The 17935-nt window shown below is 65.3% G+C and carries 14 protein-coding genes; 9 read left to right on the top strand and 5 right to left on the bottom strand.

Annotated elements, in window-relative coordinates:
• Nucleotides 1–94: 94 nt before the first annotated feature.
• The 4 genes from apbC to AWB79_RS08165 all read left to right on the top strand — a co-directional run bounded on the left by apbC (nucleotide 95) and on the right by AWB79_RS08165 (nucleotide 4978).
• A complete protein-coding gene (gene apbC, locus AWB79_RS08180; protein WP_061166869.1) occupies nucleotides 95–1183 on the top strand; it encodes an iron-sulfur cluster carrier protein ApbC in 1089 nt (362 codons plus the stop codon).
• Nucleotides 1184–1302: 119 nt separating this feature from the next.
• Nucleotides 1303–1836, top strand: a complete 534-nt coding sequence (locus tag AWB79_RS08175; protein ID WP_061166868.1) for a superoxide dismutase family protein — start codon at nucleotides 1303–1305, stop codon at nucleotides 1834–1836.
• A gap of 171 nt (nucleotides 1837–2007) precedes the next feature.
• Nucleotides 2008–2577, top strand: a complete 570-nt coding sequence (gene dcd, locus AWB79_RS08170; protein WP_008351052.1) for a dCTP deaminase — start codon at nucleotides 2008–2010, stop codon at nucleotides 2575–2577.
• 115 nt (nucleotides 2578–2692) lie between these two features.
• On the top strand, nucleotides 2693–4978 hold the full coding sequence (locus tag AWB79_RS08165; protein WP_061166867.1) for an arginine/lysine/ornithine decarboxylase: 2286 nt from the start codon (nucleotides 2693–2695) through the stop codon (nucleotides 4976–4978).
• 62 nt (nucleotides 4979–5040) lie between these two features.
• On the opposite strand, the gene gstA is transcribed toward AWB79_RS08165, so the two are convergent.
• The 4 genes from gstA to AWB79_RS08145 form a co-directional block, all read right to left on the bottom strand.
• Complete coding sequence (gstA, locus tag AWB79_RS08160) at nucleotides 5041–5646, bottom strand: glutathione transferase GstA (protein WP_061166866.1); 606 nt, start codon at nucleotides 5644–5646, stop codon at nucleotides 5041–5043.
• Between the two features lie 113 nt (nucleotides 5647–5759).
• Entirely contained in the window at nucleotides 5760–6689 is a 930-nt protein-coding gene (locus tag AWB79_RS08155; protein WP_061166865.1) for a bestrophin family protein, read from the bottom strand.
• A gap of 155 nt (nucleotides 6690–6844) precedes the next feature.
• Nucleotides 6845–8248: an argininosuccinate lyase gene (gene argH / locus AWB79_RS08150; protein WP_061166864.1), complete on the bottom strand. Its 1404-nt coding sequence runs from the start codon at nucleotides 8246–8248 to the stop codon at nucleotides 6845–6847.
• Nucleotides 8249–8337: 89 nt separating this feature from the next.
• Nucleotides 8338–9144, bottom strand: a complete 807-nt coding sequence (locus tag AWB79_RS08145) for a helix-turn-helix transcriptional regulator (protein WP_061166863.1) — start codon at nucleotides 9142–9144, stop codon at nucleotides 8338–8340.
• 105 nt (nucleotides 9145–9249) lie between these two features.
• On the opposite strand from AWB79_RS08145, the gene AWB79_RS08140 reads away from it, so the two are divergent.
• On the top strand, nucleotides 9250–10014 hold the full coding sequence (locus tag AWB79_RS08140) for a class I SAM-dependent methyltransferase (protein ID WP_061166862.1): 765 nt from the start codon (nucleotides 9250–9252) through the stop codon (nucleotides 10012–10014).
• 47 nt (nucleotides 10015–10061) lie between these two features.
• Here AWB79_RS08140 and ppc read toward each other — a convergent pair whose 3' ends face one another.
• The gene (ppc, locus tag AWB79_RS08135) at nucleotides 10062–12893 is read right to left on the bottom strand and encodes a phosphoenolpyruvate carboxylase (RefSeq protein WP_232470841.1); all 2832 of its coding nucleotides are present in this window, start codon (nucleotides 12891–12893) and stop codon (nucleotides 10062–10064) included.
• On the opposite strand from ppc, the gene AWB79_RS40355 reads away from it, so the two are divergent.
• The 4 genes from AWB79_RS40355 to AWB79_RS08120 all read left to right on the top strand — a co-directional run bounded on the left by AWB79_RS40355 (nucleotide 12862) and on the right by AWB79_RS08120 (nucleotide 17830).
• Entirely contained in the window at nucleotides 12862–13344 is a 483-nt protein-coding gene (locus AWB79_RS40355) for a hypothetical protein (protein ID WP_232470840.1), read from the top strand. The two genes, ppc and AWB79_RS40355, sit on opposite strands and share 32 nt — an antisense overlap.
• Before the next feature lie 156 nt (nucleotides 13345–13500).
• Nucleotides 13501–14508 (top strand): hydroxymethylbilane synthase, encoded by a 1008-nt coding sequence (hemC, locus tag AWB79_RS08130; protein WP_061166860.1) that lies wholly within the window; start codon nucleotides 13501–13503, stop codon nucleotides 14506–14508.
• Entirely contained in the window at nucleotides 14508–16637 is a 2130-nt protein-coding gene (hemDX, locus tag AWB79_RS08125) for a fused uroporphyrinogen-III synthase HemD/membrane protein HemX (protein WP_061166859.1), read from the top strand. Before hemC ends, hemDX begins: the two co-directional genes overlap by 1 nt.
• Entirely contained in the window at nucleotides 16637–17830 is a 1194-nt protein-coding gene (locus tag AWB79_RS08120) for a heme biosynthesis protein HemY (protein ID WP_061167027.1), read from the top strand. The genes hemDX and AWB79_RS08120 overlap by 1 nt, the downstream gene beginning before the upstream one ends.
• Nucleotides 17831–17935 lie beyond the last annotated feature (105 nt).

The raw sequence follows: 17935 nt of genomic DNA, 5'->3' as shown, positions 1-17935 counted from the left end.
ACACGCGCAACGGCGCTAACAATTACTTTCAATTTCTTCAGCTTGATGCGACCGCTCCAAAGGCCTTTAGCAACAAGCGTTCCATGGAGTTTCGATGAGCATTGACCGCGCGAAGATCGACAACGCACTCGCCACACTGACCGATCCGAACACCAACCGCAAGTTCGTCGACACAAAAAGCTTCCGCAATGTTGCCGTCGATGGCGCGAACGTTTCGGTGAGCGTGGTGCTCGGCTATCCGGCGAAGTCCCAGTTCGGCGCGATCCGCGCGCAGGTGGAAGGCGCGCTGCGCACGTTGCCCGGCGTCGGCAATGTGAGCGTGGACGTTACGTCGCAGGTCGTCGCGCACACGGTCCAGCGCGGCGTGAAACTGCTGCCTAACGTCAAGAACATTATCGCGGTGGCGTCGGGCAAGGGCGGTGTCGGCAAGAGCACGACCGCGGCGAATCTGGCGCTCGCGCTCGCGGCCGAAGGCGCTTCGGTCGGAATGCTCGACGCGGACATCTACGGCCCGTCCCTGCCGATGATGCTCGGCATTTCCGGCCGTCCCGAGTCGCCCGACAATCAGACGATGAACCCGCTCGAAGGGCACGGCATCCAGGCGAATTCCATCGGCTTTCTGATCGAGCAGGACAATCCGATGGTCTGGCGCGGCCCGATGGTCACTTCCGCGCTCGAGCAATTGCTGCGTCAGACCAACTGGCGCGACCTCGATTACCTCGTCGTCGACATGCCGCCGGGCACGGGGGACATCCAGCTCACGCTGTCGCAGAAAGTGCCGGTGACCGGCGCGGTGATCGTCACGACGCCGCAGGACATCGCGCTGCTCGACGCGAAGAAGGGCCTCAAGATGTTCGAGAAGGTCGGCATTCCGATTCTCGGTATCGTCGAGAACATGAGCACGCATGTCTGCTCGAACTGCGGTCATGAAGAGCACATTTTCGGCACGGGTGGCGGCGAGCGCATGGCGAAGGAATACGGCGTCGAGATTCTCGGCTCCCTGCCGCTCGATATCGCCATTCGCGAGCGCACCGACGCCGGCCAGCCAACCGTCGTGTCGCAGCCGGAGAGCCGCATCGCGGAGGCGTATCGGGCGATTGCGCGGCGCGTCGCGATCTCGATCGCCGAGCGTCAGCGCGACATGAGCTCGAAGTTTCCGAGCATCGTCGTGCAGAACACCTGATTTCGAGCGCACGATCGAATCTGCGCGAGCCTTGTGCAACGCGGCTCGCGGTATCATGTCGCCTTCGACAGGCGGCCGCCTGGACGCACCGGGCGTCGGCGGGCCGCCGAGAGGATCGCATGAGACACAGATTCGACGGACGGGCGTTTCGCGCGTTGATCGCAACGGCTGCGTGCAGCGTTGCGCTCTCCGGCTGCGGCCTCATCTTCCAGAATCACGAAAAGCGCGCGGACGCGATGCTCCAGCCGACGCCCGGCAACGCGACGCGCGGCACCGTCACGATGATCGAGCGCGCGGACGGCGTGCAGGTTTCCTACAGCTTCACCGACATGCCGCCCAACAGCGATCACGCGCTGACCGTGCATGAGCGCAGCGACTGCATCGCCGTCAACGAACAGGACACGAGCCCGGTGTTCGCGCTGCCCTCGGAGCGCAGAAAGCCGAGCTCGCGGCTCGAGGGCGAACTCGGCAATATCCACGCCGACCCGACCGGCGCGGCCACCGGCTTCATCGTCGCCACCGACGTCTCGCTCGACGGAGTGCGCTCGGTTATTTCGCGCGCCATCATGCTGCATCGCGAGGCCATGGACCCCTACGCGCTCGCGCCGCACAACGTGGGCCCCGCGCTGGCGTGCGGCGTCATCCGCCGCTAGCCGCTGGCGGCCGTTCGCGTCGCGCGCGGCGCCGCGGCTCAATCGCGTAAAATACGCGCTTTCGATTTCGTTTGGCCTGGCTCGCGCGACACGCCGCGGCGAGCCATGCTCCGTTTCACCGCAGGCGGCGGTCGCGAGACCGGAGCCGTTCATCCCTGAGTAGCGTCCCCTATGAGCATCAAGTCCGACAAGTGGATTCGCCGCATGGCCGAAGAGCACAAAATGATCGAGCCGTTCGTGCGCGATCAGGTGCGCGTGGCCGAGGACGGCCGCAAGATCGTGAGCTACGGCACGTCGAGCTACGGCTACGATATCCGCGTCGCCGACGAATTCAAGATCTTCACCAACATCAATTCCACGATCGTCGATCCGAAGGCTTTCGACGAGAAATCGTTCGTCGACTTCAAGGGCGATGTCTGCATCATTCCGCCGAATTCCTTCGCGCTCGCGCGCACGGTCGAATATTTCCGCATTCCGCGCTCCTGCCTGACCGTGTGTCTGGGCAAGTCCACCTACGCGCGCTGCGGGATCATCGTCAACGTGACGCCGTTCGAGCCGGAGTGGGAAGGCTATGTCACGCTCGAATTCTCGAATACGACACCTTTGCCTGCCAAAATTTATGCGAACGAGGGCGTCGCCCAAGTCTTGTTCTTCGAAAGCGATGAAATGTGCGAAACGTCGTACGCGGATCGCGGCGGCAAGTATCAAGGGCAGCACGGCGTGACGCTGCCGAAGACCTGATCGCTGAACTGATAGCCGCGCTCGAAGAAACGCACACGTCAAACGCTTGTCGAAAGACCGCTGGTTCCGGGATTGCTTCCCGGGCAGCGGTCGTTTCCATTTGGAGATTCGCCCCATGAAGTTCCGCTTCCCCGTCGTCATCATCGACGAAGACTTTCGCTCCGAGAACATCTCGGGTTCCGGCATCCGGGCGCTTGCCGAGGCGATCGAGAAAGAAGGCGCCGAAGTCCTCGGCCTGACGAGCTACGGCGACCTCGCCGCGTTCGCGCAGCAGTCGAGCCGCGCGTCGTGTTTCATTCTGTCCATCGATGACGACGAGTTGCTGCCTTATGCGGACAACGTCGTTGTGGAAGGCGATACCCCGGAACTCGCTTCGGCGATCGTCGCACTGCGCGCGTTCATCAACGCGGTGCGCCGCCGCAACGCCGATATCCCCATTTTCCTGTACGGCGAGACGCGCACTTCGCGCCATCTGCCGAACGACATCCTGCGCGAGCTGCACGGCTTCATCCACATGTTCGAGGACACGCCGGAATTTGTGGCGCGCCATGTGATTCGCGAAGCGAAGGTGTATCTCGATGCGCTCGCGCCGCCGTTCTTCAAGGAACTCGTGCAGTACGCGGACGAAGGCTCGTATTCGTGGCACTGTCCGGGGCACTCGGGCGGCGTGGCGTTCCTGAAGAATCCGCTGGGACAGATGTTCCACCAGTTCTTCGGCGAAAACATGCTGCGCGCCGACGTCTGCAACGCGGTGGAAGAGCTCGGCCAGCTGCTCGATCACACCGGCCCGGTCGCGGCTTCGGAGCGCAACGCGGCGCGCATCTTCGGCGCGGATCATCTCTTTTTCGTGACCAACGGCACGTCGACGTCGAACAAGATCGTGTGGCACGCGACCGTTGCGCCGGGCGACATCGTGCTGGTCGATCGCAATTGCCACAAGTCGATCCTGCACGCGATCACCATGACGGGCGCGATTCCCGTGTTCCTCACGCCGACGCGCAATCACTTCGGCATCATCGGGCCGATTCCGCGCGATGAATTCAAGCCGGAAAACATTCGCAGGAAGATCGAGGCGAATCCGTTCGCGCGCGAGGCGCTCGAGAAGAACCCGAAGATCAAGCCGCGCATTCTGACGATCACGCAGAGCACGTACGACGGCGTCATTTATAACGTCGAAATGATCAAGGACCTGCTCGGCGACCTGCTCGACACGCTGCACTTCGACGAAGCGTGGCTGCCGCACGCCGAGTTCCACTCGTTCTATCAGGACATGCACGCGATCGGCGCGGGCCGTCCGCGCACCGGCGCGCTCGTGTTCGCGACGCACTCCACGCACAAGCTGCTCGCCGGCATTTCGCAGGCGTCGCAGATTCTCGTGCAGGACAGCGAGAACAGCACCTTCGACCGTCATCGTTTCAACGAGGCGTATCTGATGCACACGTCCACTTCGCCGCAATACGCGATCATCGCTTCGTGCGACGTCGCGGCCGCGATGATGGAAGCGCCGGGCGGCGAGGCGCTCGTGGAAGAATCGATCGCGGAGGCGCTGGATTTCCGCCGCGCCATGCGCAAGGTCGACGACGAATACGGCGACGACTGGTTCTTCAAGGTCTGGGGCCCGGACGCACTGGCCGAGGAGGGCATCGGCGACCGCGAGGACTGGGTGCTGAAGCCCAACGACCGCTGGCACGGCTTCGGCCCGCTCGCGGAAGGCTTCAACATGCTCGACCCGATCAAGGCGACGATCATCACGCCGGGACTCGACGTGGACGGCGAGTTCGGCGACAACGGCATTCCGGCCGCGATCGTCACGAAGTATCTGGCGGAGCACGGCATCATCGTGGAGAAGACGGGTCTGTACTCGTTCTTCATCATGTTCACGATCGGCATCACGAAGGGCCGCTGGAACTCGATGGTCACCGAACTCCAGCAGTTCAAGGACGACTACGACAACAACCAGCCGCTGTGGCGCGTGCTGCCGGAGTTCGTCGCGCAGCATCCGTCGTATGAGCGCATCGGCCTGCGCGATCTGTGCGAGCAGATCCACAGCGTCTATCGCGCGAACAACATCGCGCGTCTGACCACCGAGATGTATCTGTCCAGCATGGAGCCGGCGATGAAGCCGTCCGAAGCGTTCGCCAAGCTCGCGCATCGCGAGATCGACCGCGTGCCTATCGACGAGCTCGAAGGGCGCGTGACGTCGATCCTGCTCACGCCGTACCCGCCGGGCATTCCGTTACTGATTCCGGGCGAGCGGTTCAATCGCACGATCGTCGATTACCTGCGTTTCGCGCGCGAGTTCAACGAACGCTTCCCGGGCTTCCACACGGATATCCACGGGCTGGTGGGCGAGATGATCAACGGGCGTGTCGAGTATTTCGTCGACTGCGTGCGGGATTGATGTGATGTGCAAAAGCAAACGGCCCTCGCGGGCCGTTTGTTTATTCGAAGCGCGATGACAGCTTAAATCAAACCTTCCGCCTTCATCGCCGCCTGCACGCCAGGGCGCGCACCGACGCGCGCCTGATAGGCGGTCAGCGCAGGCCACTTGCCGAGGTCGAGATCGATGTGCTTCGCCCAGCCGAGCACGGTGAAGAGATACGCATCGCCGATGCTGAATTCGTTGCCGAGCAGATACTGCTTGTCGTCGACTTGCTGCGCGACGTAGGTGAGCCGGCGCTCGAGGTTGGCCATCGCAGCCGCCTTCCAGTCGCTCGACGCGGCCGGATTGAAGAACGGCGAGAAGTTCTTGTGCAGTTCCGTGCCGATGAACGTGAGCCAGCTTTGCAGGCGATAGCGCGCCATGCCGTCGCTGAGCGGCGCGAGATTCTTCGCCGGCGCCTGGTCCGCGACGTACTGCATGATCGCCGGGCCTTCGGTCAGCAATTCGCCGCTGTCGAGCAGCAGGGCGGGAACGTAGCCCTTTGCGTTGATCCGGTTGAAATCCGCGCCGCCCGCGGTGAGCTTGGTCTTCAGATCGACGGCTTCGACTTCGTACGGCAGCCCCGATTCTTCGAGGACGATGTGCGATGCAAGAGAACAGGCGCCTGCCTTGTAGAACAGTTTCAAAACAATTTCTCCAGGATAAATCGGCACGATTATGAACGATGTCGTGCGCGCGCAGCATCCGCTATCACGAAACTCATTGTGTCGCCGGGTGAAAGACCGCGGCCGACCCGACTTCAGTCGAGAATGAAATCGCGCGTGATGGTGGACGGTTGTGGCGGCTGCACGAATGCCGGATCGGCCGCCATATCGTGCAGCGCGATCTCGATTGTCTCGCAGATCGCATTGAGCGCAAGATCGTTCTCCTCTACACCGAACGGATCTTCGATCTGCGCGGCGATCGCCTCGAGCGCCATGAACGCATACGCGACCAGCAGCGCGAACAGCGGCGTGAGCAGGCCCGCGCCATCGACGAGCCCGAAAGGCAGCAGGACGCAAAAGAGATAGATGGTCCGGTGGATCATCACCGAGTACGAGAACGGCAGCGGCGTCGCAGCGATGCGCTCGCATCCGCCGATCACGTCCGACAGCGCGTTCAGGTTGTGCTCGATGGCCAGCAGCGCGTAGCCGTCGATGGCGTTCTCGCGCCGGCGCTGCGCGACCCATTCGCCGAGCCAGACCAAAATCAGCGCGGGACGGTACTTCGCGGCGGCCACGCGCGCGTGCAGTTCGGGCGGCAGACGCGGGGCGAGATCGGCGAGCGCATCGGTGCCGCGCAACTGATGGCGCAGCGCATGCGCCAGTCCGCCGAGCGCCGCGAGAAAGCGCCGCGATTGAGCCGGATCGCGTGGCTCGGGCAAGGACAACACTTGCTGTCCCAGCGCGCGCGACGTATTGAGCAGCGCGCCCCACAGCTTCCTCCCTTCCCACCAGCGTTCGTAGCTCGCGCTGTTGCGAAAGCCGAGAAACACCGCGAGCGCGATGCCGACGAGCGCGAACGGCGGGGTGCCGAGTCCCATCGGATATCGCCGCATGTGGTCGTGCATGAAGATCGCCGCCACCGAGAGCGCGAAGATCAGCCCGAGACGCGGCAGCAGTTGCGGCAGCACCGAGCCGCGCCATACAAATAGCAGCCGGAACCAGTTAAGCTTGGGGCGGATGATCATTTGCGGGCTTGTCGACAAACGAGCGGAGACGAGCTTCCGATTATCTCGAAAATGCCGGGTGTCGCGGAGAGACACGACGCCGCGCCGGAAAACAAAAAAGGCCATCCTTGCGAATGGCCTTCAATGTTACGGGCGTCATGAGGCGATCGGCGCGATCAAAGCGCCGCGCGCGCCGCCTGTGCCGCCGCACGAACCTGATCCGGCGCCGTGCCGCCCACGTGATTGCGGCTCGCGACCGAGCCTTCGAGCGTCAGGTAGCCGAACACGTCCTCGCCGATCAGATGCGCGACGTTCGGCAACTCCTTCTTCATTTCTTCGAGCGACAGATCCGCGATATCGCAGCCGCGATCGTCACAGATCCGCACCGCGTGCGCGACCGCTTCGTGCGCATCGCGGAAGGGCAGGCCGCGCTTCACGAGATAGTCCGCGAGATCGGTCGCGGTCGAGAAGCCTTGCAGCGCCGCCGCGCGCATCGCGTCCGGCTGGACCGTGATGCCCGCCGCCATTTCCGCGAAGATGCGCAGCGTGTCGGCGACCGTATCGACGGTGTCGAACAGCGGCTCCTTGTCTTCCTGATTGTCCTTGTTGTACGCGAGCGGCTGGCCTTTCATGAGCGTCAGCAGCGCGATCAGATGACCGTTGACGCGGCCGGTCTTGCCGCGCGCGAGCTCGGGCACGTCGGGATTCTTCTTTTGCGGCATGATCGACGAACCCGTGCAGAAACGGTCCGCCAGATCGATAAAGCCGACGCGCGGGCTCATCCACAGCACGAGCTCTTCGGAGAAGCGCGATACGTGCGTCATGACGAGCGCGGCCGCCGCAGTGAATTCGATCGCGAAATCGCGATCCGACACCGCATCGAGCGAATTGGCGCAGACGCCGTCGAAGCCGAGCGTCTTCGCCACCGCGTGACGGTCGATCGGGTAGCTCGTGCCCGCGAGCGCCGCCGCGCCCAGCGGCAGGCGGTTCACACGCTTGCGCGCGTCCTGCATGCGCTCGGCGTCGCGCGAGAACATTTCCACATACGCGAGCAGGTGATGCCCGAAGGTGACCGGCTGCGCCACCTGCAGATGCGTGAAGCCGGGCATGATGGTGCCGGCGTGTTTCTCGGCCATGTCGATGAGCGCGAGACGCAGGTCCTTCAGCAACTCGCCGATGCGGTCGATCTCGGCGCGCAGCCACAGACGAATGTCGGTCGCGACCTGATCGTTGCGCGAGCGGCCGGTGTGCAGGCGCTTGCCCGCATCGCCGATCAGCGCGGTCAGACGCGCCTCGATGTTCAGGTGCACGTCTTCCAGATCCAGCTTCCACTCGAACTCGCCGCGCTCGATCTCGCCCTTGATCTGCGTCATGCCGCGCTCGATGGCGGCGAGGTCGTCGGCGCTGATGATCTTCTGCGCGGCAAGCATCGACGCGTGCGCGAGCGAGCCCTGAATGTCGACGAGCGCGAGGCGTTTATCGAAGAACACCGACGACGTGTAGCGCTTGACGAGCTCCGACATCGGCTCGGAGAAGCGAGCCGACCAGGCCTCGCCTTTTTTGTGGAGTTGGGACGTCATGGTGATGTGATCTGCGGTGGGTTTGCGTGCGGTTTGCTTGCCGGGCGGCTTTCTGGCAAGCCGGAAGCCTACGATTTTAACAAATGCCGTTACTGCTCCCCGACGAGAATCACGAGCTTCAGATCCTCGCGATGCGCCGGCTTGAACGTGATCTGATTGAACACGACGCGCCCGCGCGCCGGATGATCGAACGCGCGCTCGCCGCCTTCGCGCTCGAACACGTCCTGCGACGCCCAGTAGCGCGCGAAGGGATCGCTCGCGGCGGAGAGCGAGTCGATCAGCGCGCGGGTCGGGGCGTCGTTCAGATGGCGGATCGAATCTGCCCGGAATTCGGCGGCGAGGCGCCGCGCGCGCGTGTCCCAGTCGACGATCAGCGCGCGCGCCGCCGGCGATGTGAACGTGTAGGTCAAAAGATTGCGGTCGTTCGCGCCGTCGAGCCAGCCGACGAACAGCGCCGCCGCGTGCTCGTTCCAGCGCAGCGCGTTCCACTGGCGATCGAGCACATAGGCCGGCGCACCGATCAGCCCGACGGTCTGCAGGAGCGCGGCGGGCGCGTCCTGCGATGCGGGATCGGGCTCGGCGGGATCGCGCTGGGCGGCAAGCTCGAACAGATATGCGCGTTCGGCGCGCGACAACTGCAACGCGACGGCGATGCGCGCGAGCGCATCGGCGGACGCCGACACCGGGCGGCCCTGCTCGATCCAGGTGTACCAGGTCGGGCTCACGCCGCAGAGCGCGGCGACTTCCTCGCGGCGCAGGCCCGGCGTGCGGCGGCGCGGCCCGGGCGCCAGGCCGACGGCCTGCGGCGTGAGCCGCTCACGATGCGCGCGGATAAAGTCGCCGAGCGCGCGGGCGGGGGTTTCGGCGAGCGGTTCGTTCTTGTCGGACTGGATCATGCGTGGCAGGTGGTTCAGATACCAGAATAATTGCTCAGCTTGTACTGGTACAAAGCGGGCTCTATTGTAGCGGCAGAGCTTCCCCACACCGCACCGGAGACCCTAATGAAACACCACGATCAGGTCGCAGACGCGTTCGGCAGCACTGCCGCCGCCTATCTCACGAGCGCCGTCCACGCGAGCGGCGCGGACCTGCAGAATCTCGCCGCGACCTTCGCGGCCACCTGCGGCAACGCGCGCGTGCTGGACATGGGCTGCGGCGCGGGTCACGCGAGCTTTGCGATCGCGCCGCACGTTCGCGAGGTGGTCGCGTACGACATCGCGCCGCAGATGCTCGCCACCGTGGACGCCGCCGGGAAGGAGCGCGGACTCGCGACGATCCGCACCCAGCAGGGCGCCGCCGAGACGCTGCCTTTCGACAACGGCACGTTCGACTGGGCCGTGAGCCGCATGAGCGCGCACCACTGGCGCGACGTGCCGGCGGCATTGAAGGAAGTGCATCGCGTGCTGAAGCCGGGCGGGCGGCTCAGGTTCATCGATATCGCCGGCATCGACGATCCGCTCTACGACACGCACATTCAGGCAGTCGAAATCCTGCGCGATGCATCGCATATCCGCGACTATCGCGCGGACGAATGGATCGCGATGCTCGACGCCGCCGGCCTCGACGCGCGCGTCTCCGAGCGCTGGCGCATTCCGCTGGAGTTCGATGCGTGGGTCACGCGCATGCGCACGCCACCGGAGCGCGTGACCGCGATCCGGTCGATGTGGACGAGCGCGCCGGATGAAGTGCGCCAGTACTTCGGCGTGAAGGAAGACTACTCGTTCGAACTCGACGCGATGATGATCGAGGCGACACGAAGGGACTGAGAAGGAGAACGGCGTCGTGCCTGGAAAGCGCACGACGCCGCGAGACATCAGCCGGTATTGCGCAGGCCCGCCGCGATGCCGTTGATCGTCAGGTGAATCCCGCGCCGCAGCCGCACGTTTTGATCGCCCGCGCGGTGACGCTTCAGCAGTTCCACTTGCAGGTGATTGAGCGGATCGAGATACGGGAAGCGGTTCTTGATCGAGCGCGCGAGCAGCGGATTGTCGGCGAGACGCTCGCCTTTGCCTGTGATCTCCGCGAGCACGCTCGCCGTGCGCTCGTGCTCCGCGACGATCTTGTCGAACACGGTCTTGCGCAGCTTCTTGTCGGTGACGAGCTGCGCATAGCGCGATGCCACCGCGAGGTCGGTCTTCGCGAGCACCATGTCCATGTTCGACAGCAGGTTCTTGAAGAACGGCCAGGTCTTGTGCATCTTGCGCAGCGTCGACAGACGCTTGGCGCGTTCTTCGTCGGAGCCGGACTTGTCGAGATACGCCGACACCGCGCTGCCGAAACCGTACCAGCCGGTCAGCAGCAGGCGACATTGCCCCCACGAGAAACCCCACGGTATCGCGCGCAGATCCTCGATCTTGCGTTGCTTCGGGTCCTGCAGCTTGCGCGACGCCGGCCGGCTGCCGATGTTCAGCTCCGCGATCTCCGAGATCGGCGTGGACAGGAAGAAGTAGTCGGTGAAGCCGGGCGTTTCATAAACGAGCGCGCGATACGCGGCCATCGCCGAATCGGAAAGCGTCTGCATCGTCGCTTCGAATTGCGGCAACTGCGCGGGCGCGTTCTCGTGCGGCAGGATCGACGCTTCGAGCGTCGCCGCGACCACGGTTTCCAGATTGCGCCGCCCGATTTCCGGATTGCCGAACTTGCTCGCGATGACTTCGCCCTGCTCGGTCAGGCGGATTTGCCCGTCGACGGTGCCGGGCGGCTGCGACAGGATCGCCTGATACGTCGGGCCACCGCCGCGACCGACCGTGCCGCCGCGCCCGTGGAACAGGCGCAGCGTCGTGCCGCGTTGCTTGAACAGCGTGACGAGGGCCAGTTCCGCGCGATACAGCTCCCAGTTCGAGGTGAGGAAGCCGCCGTCCTTGTTGCTGTCCGAATAGCCGAGCATGACTTCCTGCTCGTTGTCCTGATTCTCTATCAGCTTGTCGATGCCCGGCAGCGCGAAGAACTCGCCCATGATGACCGGCGCATTGCGCAAGTCCTCGATCGTCTCGAAGAGCGGAATCACCATCAGGCCGTCGCGCGGGGAATCGTCCTTCGCGCCCAGGAAGCCGCGCAGCACGCCGGTTTCCTTCTGCAGCAGCATGACTTCGAGCAGGTCGCTGACGGTTTCCGTGTGCGAGATGATGTAGTTGCGCACCGCGCGCGCGCCATACTTCTCGCGCGTTTCACGTGCCGCTTCGAGCACGCCGAGTTCGCTTTTCGCGAGATCGGAATACTGCGCGTAGGGCAGGCGCAGCGGACGCGGCTGCGCGAGTTCCTTCAGCAGCACCGCGCGCTTCTGCTCTTCGGTGAGCGCCGCGTAATCCGCCACGACGCCCCCACGCGCGAGCAACTCCGTGACGACCGCTTCATGAATATCCGAACTCTGCCGCAAGTCGATGCTCGCGAGATGGAAGCCGAAGACTTCCGCCGCGCGCGCCAGCGGCGACAGGCGCAGGATCGACATCGAAGCGCCGTGATGCTCGGCGAGCGAATTGATCAGCACGTGCAGGTCGCGCACGAATTCCGATGCGTCGGCGTAAGGCGTCGCGCGAATCTGCGGCGCACCGGGGCCCGCGCTGCGCACGGCGACCACGCCTTCGCCCAGACGCACGCGCGCGCTCGCGGCGAGCCGCGTATAGATGCCGATCAGCGCGCGCCGATACGGCTCGTCCCTGCGATGCGGCGACTGGTCGGGCGAGGCATCGGCGAGCGCCTTCAGGGCGTCGCTCGAACCGGCGAGCAGATTCGACACGGACAGTTCCGCGCCGAGCTTGTGCGTTTCTTCCAGATAGTGCTCGAAGATCACGATGGCTTGCCGCGTGATCGCGGTTTCGAGCGTCTCGCCGGTGACGAACGGATTGCCGTCGCGGTCGCCGCCGATCCAGCTTCCCATCTGGAAGAACGGCGGCAGCCGCACGGGCAGGCCGTGCTCGGCCAGTGCGCCTTCGATATCGGCGTAGAGCGCGGGAATCTCGGCCAGGAAGGTCGCGCGATAGTAGGACAGCGCGTTGTCGATTTCGTCGGTGACGGTCAGACGCGAGTCGCGCAGCATGCGCGTCTGCCAGAGCGAGGTCACGCGCGCGCGCAACACGGCTTCGTTCTGCGCGCGTTCGCGGGCGGTCAGTTCCTGATCGCGTTCGGCGAGCAGGCGCGCGATGTCGTGCTGCCCGTCGAGAATGCTCTTGCGCGAGACTTCGGTCGGGTGCGCGGTGAGAACGGGCACGATCAGCGCATCGCCGAAGAATTTCTCCAGCAGCTTGCGCGTCGCGCTGACGTTCTTGTGCTCGCGCATGCGCTCGATCGCGTAGGCGATCGTGCCCGGCTGCGAACCGGAGCCGGCGAGCGCGTGAATGCGGCGGCGGCGATTGTGATGACGGTCTTCCGCGATGTTCGCCAGATGCGAGAAATAGCTGAACGCGCGCACGACCGACACCGTCTGCTCCGGCGACAGCGCGCGCAGCTTCTTCTCGAGCGACTGCGAGGCTTCGACATCGTCTTCGCGGCGGAACTTCACGGCCGTCTGACGAATGGCTTCGACCACGTCGAAAACGGCGTCGCCTTCCTGCTCGCGCAGCACTTCGCCGAGCAGACGGCCGAGGAAGCGGATGTCCTCGAAGAGCGGGCGATCCTTGTCGTCGCGCGTGCGGCTCGTGGTTTTCACGACGATTGCGCGTTTGGCGCTCGCCGCGCCGTTCGACCGCGGCGCTTTGGTTTTGCTCGCGGCAGGCTTCGCAGCGGGCTTCGCTGTCGCCTTGATGCCGGGTCGCGGCTTCGGCGCAATCGCGGCCTTCGACGCCTTCACGGCGGTGGCGGCCTTCGTGACGATGGGCGACGACGCCGCGCGGGGCGCGTCGGAGGAGGAAGACTTGGGCAATGCGGCGTTGCGGCGCGCCGGGCGAGCCGATCCAGAAGACGTCACGTTGGGTTCCTCTCAGAAGCTGCGAAGCCAGGGCACAACTACAGGATGCGGCCGACAAAAAGAAATCGCATCGAGAAACCGCATCGGGCGGGAAACCGCAGGCCGTGACGAACGGCCGTGCGTGAAATCGGCGACGCCATGTCGCGGCGTTCGCGGCGTCTCGAAGCGTTCAACGCGCGCGAGTCGGCCATGACTGCCGTTCGCATCGATGGAAACGCACCGCAAACGCCCCGAAAGGCACATCGGACAAGGCTTTCGCGCGCTGCCTGTCTGCAAGTGGACCCCGGCGTGCGTGCTACCATTGTTCGCTAATGTCTATTCATCCATCCCGTCATTCGATCGAGCATCAATGAATTCCGAGACGCATTCAACGACACCGCCCGCGAGCATAACCATCGCTTCGCGGGAAAGCCGTCTTGCCATGTGGCAGGCCGAGCATGTGCGGTGTGCGCTGCACAAATTATATCCATCTTGCGACGTGAAAATCCTCGGAATGACGACGCGCGGTGATCAGATTCTCGATCGCACCTTGTCGAAGGTCGGCGGCAAGGGTCTGTTCGTGAAGGAGCTCGAAGCCGCGCTTGCCGATGGCCGCGCCGACCTCGCTGTGCATTCGCTGAAAGACGTGCCGATGGAACTGCCCGAAGGCTTCGCGCTCGGCGCCATTCTGGAACGCGAAGATCCGCGCGACGCGTTCGTGTCGCCGCACTTCGAATCGCTCGAAGCGTTGCCGGCGGGAAGCGTGGTCGGCACGTCGAGCCTGCGCCGCGAGTCGATGATCCGCGCGCGCTTTCCTCATCTCGACGTGCGCCCGTTGCGCGGCAATCTCGACACGCGTCTCGGCAAACTCGACCGCGGTGAATACGCGGCGATCATTCTCGCGGCGGCAGGTTTGAAGCGGCTCGGTCTGGAAGCGCGCATCCGCGCTTTGCTGGATCCTTCGGAGAGCTTGCCGGCGGCGGGGCAGGGCGCGCTCGGCATCGAGATTCGTGCCGATCGCGCTGACCTGGCGGCGTGGCTGCAACCCCTGCACGATGAACCAACGGCGCTCGCCGTCGAAGCGGAACGCGCCGTGTCGCGCGCGCTCGGCGGCAGTTGCGAAGTGCCGCTCGCCGCGCACGCCGTATGGCGCGACGGCGCGCTGCATCTGCGCGGCGCGGTGTCGATGCCGGACGGAAAGCGCGTGTTGCGCGCGGAGGAAAGCGCGCAGGCGCCCGATCTCGCCGCCGCGCTCGCGCTCGGGCAGCGCGTCTCGTCCGATCTCGAAGCGCAGGGCGCGATGCAGATCGTCGCCGCACTCACGACGATGAGCCGCACCGACGGCCCCAACACAGCGCCCACGGCGCCCAAGTCCTGATGGCGAGCGCACGCCGCGCCACCGTCGTCGTCACGCGTCCGGGCGGGCAGTCGTCCGAACTGCTCGCGCTTTTGGCCGACGCCGGCTTCGAAACGCTGGAGTTTCCGCTCATCGACATCGCGCCGATCGCCGACGATGCTCCGCTGCGCGCCGCGCTCGATCCGCTCCATTTGCCGCCCGCTGCGCCCGAGCGTTACGCGCTCGTCGTGTTCGTGTCGCCGAATGCGGTCGATCATGCGTTCAGCCGCCTCGGTGCGCCGTGGCCCGCCGATCTGCCGGTGGCCGTCGTCGGCCCCGGGTCGGTCGCGGCGCTCGGGCGGCAGGGCGTGCACGCGCCGTCGTATCGCGTGATCAGTCCGTCGACGGAACAGGCCGATCCGCGCTTCGACTCGGAAGCGCTCTACGCGTCGATCGAAGCGCATTTCGGCACGAACGGTCTTGCGGGCAAGCGCGTGCTGATCGTGCGCGGCGACGGCGGGCGCGAATGGCTCGCCGAGCGCCTGACCGAAGCGGGCGCGCAGGTCGAGAAATCCGCCGCGTATCGCCGCGTGTTGCCCGAGCCGTCGATGCAGAAATGGGAGCGCGTGCACGAGCTGCTCGCGGACCGGGCAAACGAGCGTCATGCGTGGCTGTTGACGAGTTCGGAGGGCGTGCGCAATCTCGCCGAGCTGGCGCACGAACATCTCACCGACGACGAAATCGTGCTGCTGAAGCACGTGCCGCTCGTCTGCCCGCACCCGCGCATCGCCGAGGCCGCGCGTGGAGCGGGTTTTGATAGGATTACGGTGTCCGGCGCGGGCGACGAACGCATCGCGCACGCGCTGGAAGCGCTGTTTCCGTCCGACCCCGCCCGCGCGGCCGCGCAGGCACAGACACCAGATGATCCGGAGGCCCACGCACAGGCGAGCGCGAACGCTTACGCTTCGAGCTCCAGTTCATCCGCGCCAGCCGACGCCGATCCGGCCAGCGCACCGGCCCACCGAATGGACCAACCAACGGCACAATCACGCATGACTGATTCGAACGATTCCAAGAAAGCTTCACCTCAGCCGAACGTGACACCGCCCTTGCCGCCGAACACGCCCTTCACGCCCTACGAGCAGCAGAAGCGTCGCGGCGGCGCTGGCGTCGTGTTGTTGTGGCTCGTCGTCGTCATCCTCGCGGTGGCGGCGGGCGCGGGCGCGTTCGTTCTGAACCGCAAATTCGATCGCGCCGACGCGCAGCTGTCGCAACGGCTCGCGCAGTCGGACGAGCAGAACGCCGACCTGCGCGCCAAGGCCGATCAGGCCGCGAGCGCGACCACGGCGCTCAACACGCAGCTCATCCAGATGCAAGGCAAGCTCGCCGACGCTGAAGCGCACAGCCAGGCGTTGCAGCAGCAGTATCAGGATCTCGCGGCCAATCGCGACGACTGGACCGTCGCCGAAGTCGAGCAGATTCTGTCGAGCGCCAGCCAGCAGTTGCAGCTGACCGGCAACGTGCAACTCGCGCTCTTCGCGCTGCAAAGCGCCGATACGCGCCTCGCCGCGACCACCGGCCCGCAGGTGGTCGCGATCCGCAAGGCGATCGCGCAGGACATCGACAAGCTCAAGGCCACGCCGACCACCGACCTGACCGGTCTCGCGATCAAGCTCGATACCGCCATCGATCAGGTCGACCAGTTGCCGCTTTCAGGCGAAGCGCCGATCGCGCGTTCCCGCGCGCAGGCCGCCGAGCCGGCCGACAGCGCGTCGATCGCGGCGGCGACCGGCGAGCCGCGCTGGAAAGTGCTGTGGCATCAGATCACGAGCGGCATTGGCCAGCAGTTGTCGAGCCTGGTTTCGGTGCGCCGCATCGACAATGCCGACGCCATGCTCACGTCGCCCGATCAGGGTTACTTCGTGCGCGAGAACGTGAAGCTGCGTTTGCTGTCGGCGCGCCTGTCGCTGCTCTCGCGCAGTGAGCCGACGCTCAAGTCCGATCTGCGCGCCGCCGACGCCGCGCTCGCGCGTTATTTCGATGCGTCGTCCAGGAAAGTGCAGGCCGTGCGCGATCTCGTGAAGCAGGTCGATCAGGCGTCGCTCGCGGTCGCCGTGCCGAACCTGAACGCCAGCCTCGCCGCAGTGCATCAGTTCAAGCGAGGCGGATGATGACGATTCGTGGACTGATCTGGCTCGCGCTGCTGTTCGCCGTCGCGGTGATCGTCGCGACGGTCGGAGGTTTCAACGGCGGGCAGATCCTGCTCGTGATGCCGCCGTATCGCGTGGACGTGTCGCTCAATCTGTTCGTCGTGGCGCTCGTCGTGCTGTTCATCGTGATCTACGCGATCATTCGCGCCGTGCGCGGCGTGTGGAAGATGCCGTCGCGGGTCGCCGCGTATCGCGCCCGCAGCAAGCTCGCGAAGGCGAATGCCTCCCTGCGCGACGCGGTCGGCCATCTGTACGCCGGGCGCTTCTCGAAAGCCGAGAAGGCCGCGCGCGATGCGCTTTCCGTCGATGACAACAAGGCCGCGGCCGGGCTGATCGGCGCGAGCGCGGCGCATCGTCTGCATGAGTACGCGCGTCGCGACGAATGGCTCGCGCAAGTGAGCGGCGCGGACTGGCAGGACGCGCGCCTGATGGCCACCGCCGACATGCGCGCCGATGGCCGCGACGCCGACGGCGCCCTGGTCGCGCTGACCGAAATGCAGGTGCAGGGCGGCAAACGCATTCACGCGCAGCAGATCGCGCTGCGCGCGCAGCAGCAGTTGAAGAACTGGGGAGAAGTGCTGAAGCTCGTGCGCATGCTGGAGAAGCGCGAGGCGCTGCATCCGGCGGTCGCGGTTCGGCTGCGGCAGGTCGCGGCGGAGAATCTGCTGCGCGACCGGCGCCACAATCCAGATGCGCTGATGGAGTTCTGGCAGTCGCTGTCGACGACCGAGCGTCAGTCGCCGCGTCTCGCCGACCTCGCAGCCGAACTGCTGATCGCGCTCGACCGTCGCGCGGAAGCGAAGAAGATCGTCGAGGATGCGCTCGCGCACAACTGGGACGCGCGGCTGTTGCGGCGTTATCCGGATTGCGTCGTCGGCGGCGACGCCTTCCCGCTGATCCAGCGCGCCGAGGCGTGGCAGAAGGAGCGCACGGAAGACGCCGACCTGCTCTTCACGCTCGGGCGGCTCTGTCTGCATCAGCAGTTGTGGGGCAAGGCACAGGCGTTCCTCGAATCGGCGCTCAAGCTGGCCGACAACGAACCGCTCAAGATCCGCACGCATCGCGCGCTCGCCCGTCTGCACGAGCAACTGGGCGACACGGAGAAGGCCGCGGAACACTATCGCGCGAGTGCGCTGGCGATGAACGTCGTCTGATCCGGCCGGTTGCATCGGCGCCTGGCAACCAAGCCGCATGAGCGTTCGTTCATGCGGCTTGTTTATTGCTTGGGCCCGTTTCCAATGGTTACGCAGTGTCTGTGC

This window comes from Caballeronia hypogeia (assembly GCF_001544875.2).
Classification (GTDB): Bacteria; Pseudomonadota; Gammaproteobacteria; order Burkholderiales; family Burkholderiaceae; genus Caballeronia; species Caballeronia hypogeia.
Note: the sequence above shows the minus strand (reverse complement) of the source record. Positions and strands in the feature narration are given on the sequence as shown.

What these genes read in the sequence shown, in the direction of transcription:
- AWB79_RS08120 (WP_061167027.1), top strand. Translation starts at nt 16,637, where the DNA reads ATGACGATTCGTGGACTGATCTGGCTCGCGCTGCTGTTCGCCGTCGCG.
- dcd (WP_008351052.1), top strand. Translation starts at nt 2,008, where the DNA reads ATGAGCATCAAGTCCGACAAGTGGATTCGCCGCATGGCCGAAGAGCAC.
- AWB79_RS08175 (WP_061166868.1), top strand. Translation starts at nt 1,303, where the DNA reads ATGAGACACAGATTCGACGGACGGGCGTTTCGCGCGTTGATCGCAACG.
- AWB79_RS08145 (WP_061166863.1), bottom strand. Translation starts at nt 9,144, where the DNA reads ATGATCCAGTCCGACAAGAACGAACCGCTCGCCGAAACCCCCGCCCGC.
- hemDX (WP_061166859.1), top strand. Translation starts at nt 14,508, where the DNA reads ATGGCGAGCGCACGCCGCGCCACCGTCGTCGTCACGCGTCCGGGCGGG.
- argH (WP_061166864.1), bottom strand. Translation starts at nt 8,248, where the DNA reads ATGACGTCCCAACTCCACAAAAAAGGCGAGGCCTGGTCGGCTCGCTTC.
- AWB79_RS08155 (WP_061166865.1), bottom strand. Translation starts at nt 6,689, where the DNA reads ATGATCATCCGCCCCAAGCTTAACTGGTTCCGGCTGCTATTTGTATGG.
- AWB79_RS08165 (WP_061166867.1), top strand. Translation starts at nt 2,693, where the DNA reads ATGAAGTTCCGCTTCCCCGTCGTCATCATCGACGAAGACTTTCGCTCC.
- hemC (WP_061166860.1), top strand. Translation starts at nt 13,501, where the DNA reads ATGAATTCCGAGACGCATTCAACGACACCGCCCGCGAGCATAACCATC.
- AWB79_RS08140 (WP_061166862.1), top strand. Translation starts at nt 9,250, where the DNA reads ATGAAACACCACGATCAGGTCGCAGACGCGTTCGGCAGCACTGCCGCC.
- apbC (WP_061166869.1), top strand. Translation starts at nt 95, where the DNA reads ATGAGCATTGACCGCGCGAAGATCGACAACGCACTCGCCACACTGACC.